This window comes from Geothrix limicola, assembly GCF_030268085.1.
Lineage (GTDB): Bacteria > Acidobacteriota > Holophagae > Holophagales > Holophagaceae > Geothrix > Geothrix limicola.
Window position 1 is genome coordinate 237,446 of record NZ_BSDE01000003.1, and the last position, 15,544, is coordinate 252,989.

Genomic DNA, 15,544 nt, shown 5'->3' on the forward strand with positions numbered 1-15,544 from the left:
AGTAACCGTTGCGCGCCTGCCTCCGAAGCGGGGGGACGCAGAGGCAAAGCCGGGCGGTCCCCCCGGAGAACGATGGATGCTAGCCTGGACCGGCCTGTCCGGAGTCCCCATGCGCCCGTTGATGACCGCCTCCCTGGCCTTGCTCGCCCTGCCCGTCCAGGCCCAGTTCTGGAGCGAACTGGCCAACCCCAAGGTGGAGGTCACGCTGGTCCATCCGCCGGGCCTGGGTCTGAAAGTGGAGCGCCTGGCCTTCGCGCCCTCGCATGACCGGAACTCCCGCGAGCTGGTGGACGCTCTCACGGCGGACCTGGTGCAGAGCCGCCAGGTGGAGGTGGTGGACCGCGCCCACCTGGATGCGGTGCTGAAGGAGCAGGAACTGGGGGCCAGCGGCTACGTGGAGCCCGCCACCATCGCGCGGTTGGGCAAGCTGCTGGGCCCCAGCGTGCTCGTGATCGTGAACGTGAACCGCTCGGACCTCAGCCGCAACCAGTCCTCCAAGGAAGAACGGAGCACCGACTACAAGACCAAGCAGGAGATCGTCCGCCGCAAGCACACGAGCATCACCAGCCTCGATTTCAGCGCCACCGTGCAGGTGGTGGACCTCAGCACCGGGCGGGTCTTCGCCGCCCAGCGCATGGAGGATGCGCCGAACCTCAGCAACACCTCGTACGAAGGTTTTCCGGCCTATCCGCCGGATGCCGACGTGCGGCGCCTGGCCTTCGAAACCGCCAAGGTGAAGGTGCTGCACCTGCTGCTGACCTGGAGCGAACCGCGCAAGCTCACCTTCTTCGACGACGACACCTTCGGCATGGACCGGGCCCACAGCCGCCTCAAGGCCGGCGATCTCCGCGGTGCGCTGGACCAGGCCCTGGACGGGCTGGACCAGTCCAAGCGCGATACGGGCCGGAAGCCCAAGTACTATCCGCGCGTCCAGTACAACGTCGGCATCATCCTCTTCGCCCAGGGCAGGTACAGTGAGGCCCTGCCCTACCTTCGCGCGGCCCTGGACATGCAGCCCGATGCGAGCATCTTCCAGACCGCGCTGCGGGAATGCCAGGAGGCCATCGACCTGCAGGGGGCGATGCGGCGGGCCGAGCGCCAGGGTGAGCGTTCCGTCGAATCGCGTCCCGCCCCCCCGCCCTACGATCCTCCGGTCCAGCGCAAACCCGAAGCGCTCGCCAAGCCCAGCCCCGAGGAGCGCCTGCAGAAGCTGCAGGAGCTCTACAAGAAGGGTCTGCTCGACAAAAAGGAGTACGAAGCCAAGAAGGCGGAGATCCTGAAGGAGTTGTAGCCCCGACGCGAGATAATCGGGGTTCTGCCTTCCGGAGCCCCATGCCCACGCCCGCCCGCATCCATGTCGCCCACGCCCTGCACGAAGTCTTTGGGGAGGGGGGGCGGGTGCCCGATATCTGGGACCGCGACCTCGGCGAGGACGCCCAGTTGGCCCAGGCCCTGCTGGGCCTCTGCCTGCGCCGATGGGGCCGCCTCCAGGCCTGGGTGAAGCCCAAGCTGAAGGATCCGGATCGCGGTGTGCCGCTGGGCACCCGCGTGTGCCTGGCCATGGGCCTCGCCCAGCTGGCCTGGCTGCCGGGTGTGAGCGACCACGCCGCCGTGAACGAATCCGTGGACCTGGCCGCCAACCGCGACCTGGGCTTCTTGCCCCACAAGGGACTGGTGAACGCACTGCTGCGCAAGGCCTCCAAGGATCGCTCGGCCCTGGCCGCCGAGCTTGAAGCCCTGCCCTCGGCCTTGGATCGCAGCCCCGCGGCTGATCGCGTGTTGAAGGCGGCTCTCGCGCCCCATGTTTGCCAAGAGGGGGGCGCCGAGGCGGAATTGGAAACGCTCTGGGCGCGGCTGCAGCAGCCCCCCCGCCCGGATTTCCGCCTGCTGAAGGGTGAGGTGCCCGAGGGCCTGGTGCCCGAAGCCGGGCTGCCGGGCTGTCTGCGTCTGGAGGATGGCGCTCCCTTCCCCCGCCCCTGGCTGGAATCCGCCCAGGGCATGGTGCAGGACCGAAGCTCCCAGGCCTTGTTGGCTTACCGGTGGGAGCGTCCCGTCGCTCGCATCCTGGACGCCTGCGCGGCCCCCGGCGGCAAGACGACGACCCTGGCCCTGCGTCATCCCGGTGCGGCGATCACGGCCCTTGAGGTGCACCCCAAGCGCGCCGCCCGCCTGCGCCAGACCCTGCAGCAGCGCGGCCTTGAGGCTCAGGTGATCCAGGCGGACGCGGCCGAATGGCTGGAGGGGAATGAAGGGACCTTCGACCTCATCCTGCTGGACGCGCCCTGCAGCGGCAGCGGCACCCTGCAGAAGCATCCCGAGTGGCCCTGGCTCAAGCACGAGGATCTGCCCCGTCTGACGGGTCTCCAGCGCCGCCTGTTGGCCGCCGCCGCGGATCGCTTGGCCCCCGGAGGGCTCCTTATCTACGCCGTCTGCTCCTGGCTGCCGGAAGAGGGCGCGGCCCACCGCGAATGGCTGAGGGAGGCCCGCCCCGAGTTCCGTCCCGAGGCCGTCTGGCCCGCGTCCCTGGGTGTCGCTTCTGAAGCGGAGAACGAGGCGACATCGTTCTTCAGGCCCCATCCCCTGCAATGGGAGGGGGAAGGCTTCCAGGCTTTCGCGACGAGCCGGAGCCTCTGAGCCCGATGCTTGCTTGGGCCTAGTGAGGCCGCTTTCCCGGGGCGGGCCCCAGGGTGGTGCCTTCGATGATCTGCACGGGCACGACGACGTGTCGCACCACTTCCCGCTCGATGGCGCCCAGGGCGAGAGTGACGGCTTCCTGGGCGATGGCGGGAATGTCCTGGGCCACGGAGGCCAGGCCCGGGTAGAGGTCCACCAGGCCGTCGAAGCCCAGCACGGAAACCTGGCCGGGCACGGAGACGCCGAGGTCGGCCAGGGCCCCGAGGGCGCCCACGGCCATTTCATCCGTGGCGCAGAAGATCCCCGTCGGACGGTGGCCCTGCTGCCAGGCGTCGCGCATCAGGCGATAGCCGCCCAGCACGGACCCGCCGCCGCGAAGGATCACGGGCGCCAGCGAGGCGCTGCTACCTTCGGCGAGGGAGGCGGCGAAGCCGGCGGCGCGGTCGACGGCCCACTGGTGCTCGTCGGACACCGTGAGGTGCAACAGGTCCCGGTGGCCGAGCGAAAGCAGTTTGGCCGCGGCCATGCGTCCGCCGCCCATGTCGTCGGGGGCCACGCAGGAGACGCCGGGATGATGCCCGATGAGCGCGCCGGGCACGCCGCGCCGCCAGAGCGTGTCCAGGCGCTGATCGATGTCGGCGCAGTGGAAGAGCAGCACCGCGTCCATGCGCCGCCGCACCTGGGTGATGTCGACGGGCAGCTCGACGAACTGGGTGGCATGCAGCTGCATCTCGCGCATGAGCGCGCGCCAGATGACGTTGAAGTAGGGCGAGAGGCGGTTCTCGCCCGCGCCCACCCAGATGCCGAGGGTGTGTTTCGTGCGCCGGGAGAGCTCGCGGGCCACGGGATCGGGCTCGTAGCCCAGCTTCTTCATCACTGCGAGCACCGTGGCCCGCGTCTCCGAGGCGACCGTGGGCTTGCCGTTGATGACGCGGCTCACGGTGCCCGTGGACACGCCGGCCTGGTTTGCGATCTCGCCGATGGTGATCTTCATGGGTGGCCGGGGGAAAGGGGCAGAGGAAGAAAGCGGTTCCCATGAATACCGTTCGCTTTCCGCCACTGTCAATGAAGCGTTGGCGCCGCGCCGGGAGACACCGCGGCTCAGGAGGTGCAGTCCGGCGCGTGGGCCGCGCCGTAGAGGCTGAGGTCGTAGTCGTGCACCAGGTAGACCGGCGTGGCCCGCGTCAGTCCATCGAGGTGCGCGCGGTAGTTCCGTTCGAAGCGGGCCATGAAGCGGCCTTCGTTCAGGAAGTGCTCGCGGTTCTTCGCGGCGATGCCGCCGGCGAGGAAGAGCCCGCCGGTGGGAAGGAAGGCGGCGCAGAGTTCGGCGCAGACCCGCGCGTAGAGGTCCACGAAGAGGGCCATGGTGCGGGCGCAGGCCGGATTGGCGGTGGCCTGCGCGGAAATGGCGGCGGGCTGATCCGCGACAGGAAGGGCCAGGATGGCCGCCGTCTCCGGTGTGCGGGCGACTCGTCCCGAATCCAGGAGGAAGCGGAAGAGGTGTCCGATCCCCATGCCCGAGACCGCCATTTCCGCGCCCGGAGGCCCGGGCAGTCCCTCCTGGAGGTACTGCCATAGGGCGAGGGTCTCCGCGTCGAAGAGGGGCAGGCCGATGTGTCCGCCCTCGCTGGGAAAGGCGCGGGTCCCCTGCGCCGTCCGGGTGATGAAGCCTACGCCCAGGCCCGTGCCGGCGCCCACCACGAGGGCCAGGCCCCGCGGGTCGGCGGCCGGGAGGCTGCCGTCACCATGAGGCAGGGGCGTGACCTGGCGGGGGTCGGTCAGGTCCAGCTGGATGACGCCGCAGGACAGGGCGATGAAGTCGTTCACCAGGTGGACGGGGATGCCGAGCTCCCGCTCCAGGGCCGCACCGTCGATGTCCCAGGGGGCGTTGGTGAGACGGATGCAGCGCTGGAGCACGGGGCCGGCCGCCGAGAAGCAGGCCCGTCCAGGCTGGAGGGCGGGACTGGCCGCCAGGAAACGACGGATGGGATCCAGGAGGGACCGTTCGTCCTGGGTGCTGAAGCGCGCCTTGCGAAGGAGGCGGAAGCGGCCCTCTTCGGGAGCGAGAAGGGCCAGGTTGAGGTTGGTGCCGCCCACATCGGCGACCAGAACCGGATTGTTAGCGCTTGCAATCATGAAAGGAGGGCCTCGCTGAAACAGAATATGACTGAAATACGGTATTCCATGCCTCCCCGTCGCGGAGAGGCCGGTTCTTTGCTTGAAGCTTGAGTGTCTCCCGGATCCCCATTATGTGATTCTTGTCATAATCAGGTTGATTTGGATGCGAAACACGGCATCTGTTTATTTGTTGCGACTTAAATTGTCGAAAAACGCGAGGGATCCCGCCTGATTCCCCACTTGACAGACCTGTGACCCGGGTCGACCATACCTGGGACCTTCTTGTAACCGTTTACATTTTTCTCAATCCATACCCGCTTGTCCGCGTTCCGCGGGCACCCCAGCCAGGCAGGCCGCTCTTTCGCGCCTTAACTTTGTAACCGGTTACAACGATCATTTCGAAGGCCACCCAGCCCCCCCGCCGATTCGACCCATCACGCCCCGGACCTTTCCCTCATGTCACTTCCCCCCCCATCCCGAATCCCTGCGCGCAGGCCCACCTCGGAGGCCCCGGACCAGCGACCGGCTTCCGAGTGGTGGCGGGGCGCGAGCATCTACCAGATCTATCCCCGGAGCTTCCAGGACACGAACGGGGATGGGGTGGGGGACCTGCCGGGCATCACCAGGCACCTGCCCTACGTGGCCGATCTGGGGGTGGATGCCATCTGGATCTCGCCCTTCTTCACCTCGCCCATGAAGGATTTCGGCTACGACGTCTCCAACTACCGGGACGTGGATCCGACCTTCGGCACCCTGGGGGATTTCGACCATCTGGTGGCCGAGGCCCATCGCCTGGGCCTGAAGGTGCTCATCGATCAGGTGCTATCCCACTCTTCCGACCAGCACGCCTGGTTCAAGGAAAGCCGCACGAGCCGCACCAATGCCAAGGCCGACTGGTACGTCTGGGCCGAGGCCCGGCCCGACGGCACCCCGCCCAACAACTGGCAGTCCGTCTTCGGCGGATCCGCCTGGTCCTGGGAGCCGCGGCGACGCCAGTACTACCTGCACAACTTCCTGGAATCCCAGCCGGACCTGAACTTCCACCACGAGCCGGTCCAGGACCAGCTGCTCGAGGAAGTGCGCTTCTGGATGGAGCGCGGCGTGGACGGCTTCCGCTTCGACGCCTGCAACTTCCACTTCCACGACAAGCTCTTGAGGAACAACCCGTCCGCCAAGCCCGGGCAGGTGGAACTGACCTCGGTGCGCGAAGGCAATCCCTACGGACTGCAGATTCACCGCTACGACAAGAGCCGTCCCGAGAACCTGGGTTTCCTCAAGCGGCTCCGCAGTCTCATCGACGAGTACGGCGCCATGAGCGTGGGCGAAGTGGGCGACGAGGGCGCCCTGGCCACCATGGCCGAATACACGGCGGACGGTGACAAGCTGCACATGGCCTACGGCTTCAGCCTCTTCACCGAGGAATTCACCGCCGCCCGCATCCGCGGCGTGGTGCAGGAGTACGAGAAGCGCATCCGCCGCGGCGGCGGATGGGGCTGCTGGTCCCTGTCCAACCATGACTGCGTGCGCGTGGTCACCCGCTGGGGCAAGGGCGTGGATGATCCCGCGCTGGCCAAGCTGCTGCTGGCCATGCTGGGATCGCTGCGGGGAAGCTTCTGCATCTACCAGGGCGAAGAGCTCGGGCTGCCGGAGGCGGAAGTGCCCTTCGACCGGCTCATCGATCCCTACGGACGCGCCTTCTGGCCCGACTACAAGGGGCGCGACGGCTGCCGGACGCCCATGCCCTGGACCGACGAGGCGCCGCGCGGCGGCTTTTCGGAGGTGGAGCCCTGGCTGCCCATGTCGCCGGATCACCTGCGCCGCTCCGTGGTTCGGCAGTCCGCGGACCCAGCCTCGGTGCTGCGCTTCTACCGGCAGTTCCTCGCCTGGCGGAAGGGTTCGGAAGCCCTCTGCCGTGGAAGCATCCGCTTCGACGTCACGCCGGAACCCCTGCTCCTCCTGCGACGCCAGGCCGGGTCCGAGCGTGTGCTCGCAGCCTTCAACCTCAGCGCCGAACCCCTTCGCCACACGCTCTCCGCCCAGGTCCGACCCCTTGATGGGCACGGCCTGGACGCCGGGCGCCTGGACGGCCGCGACCTGTTCCTTCCCCCCTGGGGGGGCTTCTTCGGACACCTGGCCTGAGGCCCGGCGCCGAGCCCCCCAAACCAACCCCCCACCCCCACACGCCGCGCCGCGGCAACTCACACCGGAGGCAAGACAATGAAGCGTCTCTCCCTACTCAAGGCCGCGCTGCCCATGGCGCTGGTCTGTGGCCCCCTGCTCTCCCAGGACGTGTTCGACATCCACGGGTACATGCGCGCCGGCGCCGGGCGCTCCTCCAACGGCGGCGAGCAGGGAAGCTTCTACCTTCCCGGCACGCCCAACAACCCCTCGGGCGGCCCGGGCTACCGCCTCGGCAACGAAGAGGACAACTACTTCGAGCTGGCCATCGACGTGAAGGCCTACGAGAAGGGCGAGACGAACTTCAAGCTTCACTTCCGTCCCACCTTCCGCCAGTGGTACGACGCTCGGGACGCCAGCGTGGACGCGGGCGGCAACGTGGACTACTCCCACTCGGCCCCCCAGAACCAGATGGTCTTCCTGCGTGAGGGCTGGGGCGAGGCGAACGGCGTGCTCGGCAACTCGTCCATCCTGAAGGACGCCAGCCTCTGGATGGGCCGCCGCTTCTACCAGCGCCACGACATCCACATGCTCGACCTCTACTACTGGAACAACAGCGGCGACGGCGTCGGCATCGAGAACATGAACGTGGGCCTCGGCAAGCTGAGCTACGCCTACATCCAGGCCGACCGCAACAACGTCGACGGCGGCTGGGGCGCGGGCCACTTCCCCGGCGCCATCCAGACCGACGTCTTCAACTACAACGGCAAGGTGGTGGTGGCATCCCACGACCTGCGCTGGTCGGGCCTTTCCGCCTGGCAGGGCTCCTCCTTCACGTTCGGGTTCCAGTACAACGAGCCCAGCGTGCGCAAGGGGACGGGCAACCAGGCCTTCACCAACCTCGGTCGCCGCTACACCTTCGAGTACCAGCAGTCCAACATCCTCGGCGGCGACAACAAGCTCTACTTCACCAAGGGCGACGGCTCCACCTTCTGGAACTGGTACAACCCCGAGGTGAACACCAAGAACAACTGGTGGATGGTGATGGACAACCTCTTCGTCCAACCCATCAAGGAGCTGGGCATCGGCGCCGTGGCCATCCACCGCGTGCAGACCGAGGATCCCACCCAGGCTGGCCATCGCGAAATGATCTGGGACTCCATCGGCGCCCGTCCCGTCTACTTCTTCACCAAGCACATCAGCCTGGCGGCCGAAGTGGGCATGGATCACTTCAAGGTCAGCGGCGACGGCTCCGCCGCCGACGGCCAGACCCGCAGCATGCTGAAGAAGACGCTGGCCCTGCAGTTCAGCCCCCAGGCGAGCTGGTGGTCGCGCCCCGTGCTGCGCCTCTTCGTCACCAAGGCCAACTGGAACAAGTACGCCACGGCCTGGGGCACCCCCAGCGGCCTCGGCGTGTTCCAGGGCTCCCAGGCCGGCACCACCTTCGGCGCCCAGATCGAAGCCTGGTGGTGAGTTCGAAGGTTGAAACGGCCCGTCTTTGGACGGGCCGTTTCCTGCCCGATTCAAGAAAGGAATGGATGTGAGGATGCGCCCCGTTCTGACCGCAGTCGCCCTGCTCCTGGCAGGGCTGGCCTGCCAAGGGCCCAACTCGGACGCCCACAGCCGCTACCCGGTGGACACCACGACCATCGAGCCGGGCCAGCAGCTGGAAAGCGCGCCGGGCTGGTACGGGGATGCCGTGATCTACCACATCTGGGTGAAGGCCTTCGCCGATGGCGTCTACCAGGACGGCATCGGCGACTTGCCTGGCATCCAGTCCAAGCTGGACTACCTCCAGTCCCTGGGCGTGAACACCCTGTGGCTGTCGCCGATCTTCGAGTGCGCCTACAAGGGCGACAACATGCACGGCTACGACACGACGGACTACTACGCCATCAACGACCGCTTCGGCACTCGCGCGGATCTGAGGGCGCTCATCGACGCCGTGCATGGCCGCGGCATGCGGATCCTCTTCGACTTCGTGCCGAACCACACGTCGACCCAGCATCCCTGGTTCACCCAGGGATCCACCCGGAACGACTGGTACGTCTGGAAGGGCGCCCAACCCGCCGGCTGGGGCCTGCCCTGGGGCGGCGGCTCTTCGCAGGATGTCTGGAAACCCAATGGCGGAGCCTATTTCTACACCTCCTTCGCCACGGACAGCCTGGCGGATTTGAACTTCTACAATCCGGCGGTGCAGGCGGAGATGCGCAAGGTGCAGGCCTATTGGCTGGACCGCGGCTTCGACGGCATGCGCGTGGATGCCGCGCGCTACCTCTGCGAATCGGGCCCGGGCCAGCAGGCGGATCAGCCGGACACGCACACCCGGTTGCAGGCTTTCCGAAGCCTCCTGGACGAGTACAGCACCGGCGACCTGCATCCGCACCCCGGCGGTGACGCGGCCAAGCACAGCGCCAAGGCCATGATCGCCGAGGCCTGGACCAACGACGCCTCCGGCGTGACGCCCTACTACGGCAACGGCGCCAACGAATTCCACATGTGCCTGGATTTCAGCGCGCCGTGGGCCATCGCCAACGCCATCACCAAGGGCGATGCCACCCAGGTGAGCTCGCTCTGGGAGTTCGAACAGAGGACCTACCCGGCGGGCACGCGGTCAGCCACCTTCGATTCGAACCACGACAACCTGATCTCGCGGCCCGGCACCCAGTACGGCGGCGCCAAGGCGAAGATCATCCTGGCCGAGGCCCTCACCCTGCTTTCGCCCGGCACGCCCATCCTCTACTACGGGAACGAGGTCGGCATGACCGGCCAGTCGGGAACGGACCTCAACCTGCGCCAGCCCATGGACTGGGCCGCCGTGGCGACGCAAACCAGCCAGCCGGATTCCATCCTCAGCTGGTGCCGCTACCTGATCCAGGCCCGCAGGGCCTATCCCGCGCTGCGGGGCGGCTACACCACCCTGAGCACGGACCTGGGGCCCACGAAGGCCCTCGCCTACCTGCGGAACGCGGGCACCGAGCGCGTGCTCGTGGTGGCCAACCTCAGCGCGGTCAGTCAGACCATCACCGTGTCCGGATTGACCGGCCAGGGCGTGCCCGCGGGCGGCCCCGTGCAGGCCATCCTCGGCGACCTGAAGGGCCAGGATGCCCTCTCCGGCGATACCTACACCGCCACCTGTCTCCCGGCTTACGGCGTGCGCGTGCTCTACGTGGCGGGCACGGGCTTCCAGACCACCCTGCACGGCGACCTGCCCTGACTCTGCCCTGACCTTGCACCACCCGCTCCGCGGACCTATCCCTCAAGCACCACCCTCTTCTGCTTTCGTCGGACTCATCCCATGGCCAACCTTCAATTCAAAGCCCTGCGCAAATCCTTTGGTGATGTGGAGATCCTCCATGGGATCGACCTCGAGATCCAGGACGGCGAATTCGTCGTGTTCGTGGGGCCCTCGGGCTGCGGAAAGTCCACCCTGCTCCGCTGCATCGCGGGTCTGGAGGAGATCAGCGAGGGCGAGCTGTTCATCGGCGGCCAGCAAGTGAACGAGGTGCCGCCTTCCAAGCGCGGCATCGCCATGGTGTTCCAGAGCTACGCGCTCTATCCCCACATGACTGTGGCCGAGAACATGGCCTTCGGTCTGAAGCTGGCCGGCCATTCGAAAACGGAGATCGCCGCGGCCGTCCAGCGCGCCGCCCAGATCCTCCAGATCGAATCCCTGCTCGATCGCCGCCCGAAGGCGCTGTCTGGGGGGCAGCGCCAGCGCGTGGCGATCGGCAGGGCCATCGTGCGCAAGCCCGGCGTCTTCCTCTTCGACGAGCCCCTCTCCAACCTCGACGCGGGCCTGCGCGTGCAGATGCGCGTCGAGCTGGCTCGCCTGCACGCGGACCTGCGCACCACCATGATCTACGTGACCCACGACCAGGTGGAGGCCATGACCCTGGCCAACCGCATCGTCGTCATCAACCAGGGCCGAATCGAACAGGTGGGCGCGCCGCTGGAGCTCTACCACCGACCCGCCAACCGCTTCGTGGCGGGCTTCATGGGCTCGCCCAAGATGAACTTCCTGCCCTGCACGCTGGTGTCGGCCACGGAGCGCCTGGCCACCGTGCGCCTGAAGGATGGCACCCCGGTGACCGTATCTGCGGACGCTCGCGGGCTCGGCGACGGCGCCGCGCTCACGCTGGGCATCCGCCCCGAGCACCTCCTGGCCGGCAGCGAGGCCGGCGAAGGCCGCGCCCGCACGGCGGTCCGCGTGGCCGAGCACCTGGGCGATACGGTCTTCCTCTACGTGGAATCGCCGGGGTCGCCCGAATCGCTGACGGTGAAGGCGCTGCCCGAAAACCGGCTCGGCATGGGCGACCCGGCCCACCTGAGCTTCCCGCCGGAACACGGCTACCTCTTCGGTCCCGACGACCGGACCCTTCCCCGCACGTCCTGATCCGCACCACTTCCTCATCAGGGGGCCCTCGGGCCGCCATCCAACCAAGGAGACACCATGACTTCATCCAACCTCCGCAAGCTGGTGACCGCCGCGGCCCTGACCCTCGTCGCCGGCGTTTCGATGCAGGCCGCCGAAAAGGGCAAGCTGCTCATCTGGATCAACGGCGACAAGGGCTACAACGGCCTGCAGAAGGTGGGCGACGAGTTCACCAAGAAGACGGGCATCAAGGTCATCGTCGAGCATCCCGAAGACGCGCCCGGCAAGTTCCAGCAGGCCGCCGAAGAAGGCAAGGGCCCCGACATCTGGATGTGGGCGCACGACCGCGTGGGCGAGTGGGCCGAGAGCGGCGTCATCAACGCCATCAACCCCGGCAAGAAGATCAAGGACGACATCGAGCCCAGCGCCTGGCAGGCCTTCACCATCAAGGGCAAGGTCTGGGCCTACCCCGTGGCCATCGAAGCGGTCTCACTCATCTACAACAAGAACCTGGTGAAGACGCCGCCGAAAACCTTCGAAGAGATCTTCGCCCTGGACAAGGCCCTGGTGGCCAAGGGCAAGAAGGCCATCCTCTGGGACTACACCAACACCTACTTCACCATGCCCATGCTGGCGGCCAACGGCGGCTACGCCTTCAAGATGAAGGCCGACGGCACCTACGATCCCAAGGATACGGGCGTGAACAACGCCGGGGCCCTCAAGGGCGCCGAGATGCTCACCCGCCTCGTGAAGGAAGGGGTGATGCCCAAGGGCGCCACCTACGCCGACATGGAGTCCAACATGGCCCAGGGCAAGCTGGCCATGATGATCAGCGGCCCCTGGGCCTGGGACAACCTCAAGAAGGCCAAGATCAACTTCGGCGTGGCCAAGATCCCCAGCGTGGGCGGCAAGGCCGCTTCGCCCTTCGTGGGCTACCTGGGCGCCATGATCACCAAGGCGGCCTCCAGCGTGGGCAACGTCGACATCGCCCGCGAGTTCATCGAGAACAACATGCTGAGCCTCAAGGGCCTGGAGACCATCAACGCCGACGTGGCCATCGGCACGCCCGCCAGCAAGGCCGCCTTCGCCAAGATGAAGGCCGATCCCTTCATCCAGGTATCGATGGCCAGCGCCAAGGACGGCGTCGTCATGCCCAACAACCCGCAGATGGGCCGCTTCTGGGCCGCCATGGTCTCGGCGCTGAACAACATGACCGAAGGCCGGCAGACCCCCAAGGAAGCTCTGGACGCCGCCGCCAAGCGGATCCTGAAGTAGTCGTTCCCCTCTCCAGAAGCGGGCCCGGCCCGCTTCTGGAGCTGATTTGACCTCGAAGCTGGAACACCCCATGTCGATGCCCCAGGCCCTGAAGCGATTCCTCCACCCCGCCCTGATGATCCTCCTGGGCCTGGCGGGGCTCTACATCGTCACCCTCGTCTACGCCACGGGCGAAAGCCTGCTGGCCTGCGTGATGCTGGTGACCCTGGCCTGCTTCGTATGGATCTACACCTCGCCGAAGACCTACGCCTACCGCTACCTCTTCCCGGGCATCGGCGCGGCGCTGATCTTCGTCGTCTTCCCCATGCTCTACACCGTGCGCATCGGGTTCACGAACTACAGCTCCAAGAACCTGCTCACCTTCAAGCGCGCCACCCAGTACCTGCTGGAGGAGACCTACCGCGCCGAGGGCGCCACCTACAACTCGAGCCTGTATCCCGAGGGCAGCCGCTGGCGCCTCCGGCTGGAGGACGCGGACAGCGGCGCGGCCTTCGCGACGGATCCCCTCGACCTCAGCGCCGAAAAGCACCTGACCCTGAAGGCCAGCCCCTCTCCCGCGTCGCTTCCCGGCGAGGAAATGGCGATGAAGGATCTCATCGACCGGCAGGCGGCTCTGAAGGCGATCACCGTGCAGATGCCGGACGGCGCCCTGGTCCGCATGACGGGCCTGCGGGAGTTCGCGCCCTCGCGCCTGCAGTACGCGCGCAACCCCGATGGCAGCCTCACCAACAACCAGGATCACAGCGTCATCCGTCCCAACCTGAAGAGCGGCTTCTATGAAACCTCCGACGGGGAACAGGTGCAGCCGGGCTTCCAGGTGGACATCGGCTGGAAGCACTACGTGGACATCCTCAAGGATCCGGGCGTGCGGGAACCCTTCGGCCAGATCTTCATCTGGACGATCACTTTCGCGGCCCTGACGGTGGTCTTCGCCACCAGCCTTGGCATGCTGCTCGCCGTGCTCCTGAACTGGGAATCCCTGCGCTTCCGCAGCGTGTACCGCCTGCTGCTCTTCCTGCCCTACGCCATCCCGGGCTTCATCTCCATCCTCGTGTTCAAGGGGCTCTTCAACAACAACCTGGGCGAGATCAACATCGTCCTTAGCTCGCTGTTCGGCATCAAGCCGGCCTGGTTCTCGGATCCCTTCCTCGCCAAGACGATGATCCTCATCGTCAACACCTGGCTGGGTTTCCCCTACATGATGGTGGTCTGCATGGGCCTCATCAAGGCGATCCCGCAGGACCTCTACGAGGCCTCGGCGGTGGCGGGCGCGGGGCCCATCACGAACTTCTTCAAGATCACCGTGCCGCTGATCATCAAGCCGATGACGCCGCTCCTGATCTCGTCCTTCGCGTTCAACTTCAACAACTTCGTACTCATCAGCCTGCTCACGGGCGGGCGGCCGGACATCCTCAACACCAGCTTGTCAGCGGGCACCACGGACATCCTCGCCACCTTCACCTACCGCATCGCGTTTGAGGGTGAGGGCCAGCAGTTCGGCCTCGCCGCGGCCATCTCCACACTGATCTTTCTCATGGTGGCGGTGATTTCCATCGTGCAGATCCGGGCCACGAAGATCACCCAAGACGACAAACGCTGAGAGGAGGCAACCATGGCCATCGTCATCGACAAATCCCAGCGCTGGCGCGTCTTCGCGGCCCACCTCTTCCTCATCGTGCTTTGCGCACTGGTGATCTTCCCCCTGCTCATGGTGATCTCCATCTCGCTACGGCCCGGCAACTTCGCCACGGGCAAGCTGATCCCCGAGACCATCAGCCTCGAGCACTGGCGCTTCGCCCTGGGCATCCCCTCCATGGGCCCCGACGGGCAGATGATCAAGCCCGACCTGCCCGTGCTGCTCTGGCTCTGGAATTCCGTGAAGGTGGCCACCATCTCGGCCACGGTGGCGCTCTTCCTCTCCACCACGGCGGCCTATGCGTTTGCGCGCATGAAGTTCGCCGGGAAGAAGGCCGCGCTGCTGGGCCTGATGCTCATGCAGATGTTCCCCACGGTGCTGGCCCTCATCGCCATCCACGCCATCTTCTCCCGCATCGGCCACGTCTTCCCGCTCTTCGGCGTCGATAGCCACTGGGCCCTGGTGCTGGCCTATTCCGGCGGCATCGCCCTGCATATCTGGACCATCAAGGGCTTCTACGAAACCATCCCCGGCGAGATCGAAGAGGCCGCCACGGTCGATGGGGCCACGCCCTGGCAGGCCTTCTGGCGGGTACTCCTGCCCATGTCCCTGCCCATCCTCATGGTCATTTTCCTGCTCGCCTTCATCGGCGCCATCATCGAATACCCCCAGGCCTCGGTCCTGCTGCGCAGCCAGGACAAGCTCACGATGGCCGCGGGCATGAAGCAGTTCCTCTACGCCCAGAAGTACCTCTGGGGCGACTTCGCGGCGGCCGCCATCCTCTCGGGCCTGCCCATCTCCATCGTCTTCATCCTCGCCCAGCGCTGGATGATCTCCGGCCTTACCTCCGGCGCCAACAAGGGCTGACCTCTCCCCCACCCCGAGGGCCCCGGCCCTCCCTTCCCCCAAGGAGTCATGCATGAGCCTCCGCTCTAGCCTCCTCAAGGCGATCGCCGTGATCGCCCTGGCCTTCACTCCCCTTCTCGCCGAGCCCCCCGCGGGCAAGATCGAGATCAACTACCACCGTTGCGACGGCAACTACACCAAGTGGGGCGTGCACCTCTGGAAGAGCCCCAACATGCCGCTGCCCGATATCGAGTGGCCCAATCCCATGATGCCGACGGGCAAGAATGATTTCGGCGTCTACTGGCACGTGGACCTGGAGGAGTTCAACACGGGCTCCAAGTCCCAGGTGAACTACATCATCCACAAGGGCGACATCAAGGAGCAGGGCGCCAAGGACATGGCCTTCGACGGCCGCGCCCACAAGGCCATCTGGGTGGTGAACAACGATCGCGCCATCTACTTCTCCAAGGAAGACGCGATGAAGGATCACGTCTGCAAGAAATAGTTTCAGCGGCACATCAGGGGCACCTGCCCCTGATGTG

General features: G+C 66.6%; 12 protein-coding genes. 10 read left to right on the forward strand and 2 right to left on the reverse strand.

The window, feature by feature from the left end; all coding sequences use genetic code 11:
- Nucleotides 1–109 precede the first annotated feature (109 nt).
- Nucleotides 110–1,291 (forward strand): CsgG/HfaB family protein, encoded by a 1,182-nt coding sequence (locus QSJ34_RS09005; RefSeq protein WP_285574141.1) that lies wholly within the window; start codon nucleotides 110–112, stop codon nucleotides 1,289–1,291.
- Nucleotides 1,292–1,332: 41 nt separating this feature from the next.
- Nucleotides 1,333–2,634, forward strand: coding sequence for a transcription antitermination factor NusB (locus tag QSJ34_RS09010; RefSeq protein WP_285574144.1), 1,302 nt, complete (start codon nucleotides 1,333–1,335; stop codon nucleotides 2,632–2,634).
- Between the two features lie 19 nt (nucleotides 2,635–2,653).
- Here QSJ34_RS09010 and QSJ34_RS09015 read toward each other — a convergent pair whose 3' ends face one another.
- Together QSJ34_RS09015 and QSJ34_RS09020 are read right to left on the reverse strand one after the other, a co-directional pair.
- The gene (locus tag QSJ34_RS09015; protein WP_285574146.1) at nucleotides 2,654–3,628 is read right to left on the reverse strand and encodes a LacI family DNA-binding transcriptional regulator; all 975 of its coding nucleotides are present in this window, start codon (nucleotides 3,626–3,628) and stop codon (nucleotides 2,654–2,656) included.
- A gap of 107 nt (nucleotides 3,629–3,735) precedes the next feature.
- Nucleotides 3,736–4,770, reverse strand: coding sequence for a glucokinase (locus tag QSJ34_RS09020; RefSeq protein ID WP_285574148.1), 1,035 nt, complete (start codon nucleotides 4,768–4,770; stop codon nucleotides 3,736–3,738).
- Between the two features lie 438 nt (nucleotides 4,771–5,208).
- Here QSJ34_RS09020 and QSJ34_RS09025 point away from each other — a divergent pair, with 438 nt between their 5' ends.
- From QSJ34_RS09025 to QSJ34_RS09060, 8 genes are all read left to right on the forward strand, one after another.
- The gene (locus tag QSJ34_RS09025; RefSeq protein ID WP_285574150.1) at nucleotides 5,209–6,891 is read left to right on the forward strand and encodes an alpha-glucosidase; all 1,683 of its coding nucleotides are present in this window, start codon (nucleotides 5,209–5,211) and stop codon (nucleotides 6,889–6,891) included.
- Nucleotides 6,892–6,969: 78 nt separating this feature from the next.
- A complete protein-coding gene (locus QSJ34_RS09030) occupies nucleotides 6,970–8,343 on the forward strand; it encodes a maltoporin (RefSeq protein WP_285574153.1) in 1,374 nt (457 codons plus the stop codon).
- A 73-nt stretch (nucleotides 8,344–8,416) separates the two neighbouring features.
- Nucleotides 8,417–10,087: an alpha-amylase family glycosyl hydrolase gene (locus QSJ34_RS09035; RefSeq protein WP_285574156.1), complete on the forward strand. Its 1,671-nt coding sequence runs from the start codon at nucleotides 8,417–8,419 to the stop codon at nucleotides 10,085–10,087.
- Nucleotides 10,088–10,168: 81 nt separating this feature from the next.
- Nucleotides 10,169–11,266 carry an ABC transporter ATP-binding protein gene (locus QSJ34_RS09040; RefSeq protein WP_285574158.1) on the forward strand — a complete coding sequence of 366 codons (1,098 nt, stop codon included), beginning with the start codon at nucleotides 10,169–10,171 and terminating at the stop codon, nucleotides 11,264–11,266.
- Between the two features lie 57 nt (nucleotides 11,267–11,323).
- Nucleotides 11,324–12,520 carry a maltose/maltodextrin ABC transporter substrate-binding protein MalE gene (gene malE, locus QSJ34_RS09045; RefSeq protein ID WP_285574162.1) on the forward strand — a complete coding sequence of 399 codons (1,197 nt, stop codon included), beginning with the start codon at nucleotides 11,324–11,326 and terminating at the stop codon, nucleotides 12,518–12,520.
- Nucleotides 12,521–12,590: 70 nt separating this feature from the next.
- Entirely contained in the window at nucleotides 12,591–14,120 is a 1,530-nt protein-coding gene (malF, locus tag QSJ34_RS09050; protein WP_285574165.1) for a maltose ABC transporter permease MalF, read from the forward strand.
- A gap of 12 nt (nucleotides 14,121–14,132) precedes the next feature.
- Nucleotides 14,133–15,023: a maltose ABC transporter permease MalG gene (gene malG / locus QSJ34_RS09055; RefSeq protein WP_285574168.1), complete on the forward strand. Its 891-nt coding sequence runs from the start codon at nucleotides 14,133–14,135 to the stop codon at nucleotides 15,021–15,023.
- 52 nt (nucleotides 15,024–15,075) lie between these two features.
- Complete coding sequence (locus QSJ34_RS09060; protein ID WP_285574170.1) at nucleotides 15,076–15,507, forward strand: pullulanase-associated domain-containing protein; 432 nt, start codon at nucleotides 15,076–15,078, stop codon at nucleotides 15,505–15,507.
- The last annotated feature ends 37 nt before the right edge of the window (nucleotides 15,508–15,544 follow it).

What these genes read in the sequence shown, in the direction of transcription:
- QSJ34_RS09040 (WP_285574158.1), top strand. Translation starts at nt 10,169, where the DNA reads ATGGCCAACCTTCAATTCAAAGCCCTGCGCAAATCCTTTGGTGATGTG.
- QSJ34_RS09025 (WP_285574150.1), top strand. Translation starts at nt 5,209, where the DNA reads ATGTCACTTCCCCCCCCATCCCGAATCCCTGCGCGCAGGCCCACCTCG.
- malE (WP_285574162.1), top strand. Translation starts at nt 11,324, where the DNA reads ATGACTTCATCCAACCTCCGCAAGCTGGTGACCGCCGCGGCCCTGACC.
- QSJ34_RS09060 (WP_285574170.1), top strand. Translation starts at nt 15,076, where the DNA reads ATGAGCCTCCGCTCTAGCCTCCTCAAGGCGATCGCCGTGATCGCCCTG.
- QSJ34_RS09020 (WP_285574148.1), bottom strand. Translation starts at nt 4,770, where the DNA reads ATGATTGCAAGCGCTAACAATCCGGTTCTGGTCGCCGATGTGGGCGGC.
- QSJ34_RS09030 (WP_285574153.1), top strand. Translation starts at nt 6,970, where the DNA reads ATGAAGCGTCTCTCCCTACTCAAGGCCGCGCTGCCCATGGCGCTGGTC.
- QSJ34_RS09010 (WP_285574144.1), top strand. Translation starts at nt 1,333, where the DNA reads ATGCCCACGCCCGCCCGCATCCATGTCGCCCACGCCCTGCACGAAGTC.
- QSJ34_RS09005 (WP_285574141.1), top strand. Translation starts at nt 110, where the DNA reads ATGCGCCCGTTGATGACCGCCTCCCTGGCCTTGCTCGCCCTGCCCGTC.
- malG (WP_285574168.1), top strand. Translation starts at nt 14,133, where the DNA reads ATGGCCATCGTCATCGACAAATCCCAGCGCTGGCGCGTCTTCGCGGCC.
- QSJ34_RS09015 (WP_285574146.1), bottom strand. Translation starts at nt 3,628, where the DNA reads ATGAAGATCACCATCGGCGAGATCGCAAACCAGGCCGGCGTGTCCACG.
- malF (WP_285574165.1), top strand. Translation starts at nt 12,591, where the DNA reads ATGTCGATGCCCCAGGCCCTGAAGCGATTCCTCCACCCCGCCCTGATG.
- QSJ34_RS09035 (WP_285574156.1), top strand. Translation starts at nt 8,417, where the DNA reads ATGCGCCCCGTTCTGACCGCAGTCGCCCTGCTCCTGGCAGGGCTGGCC.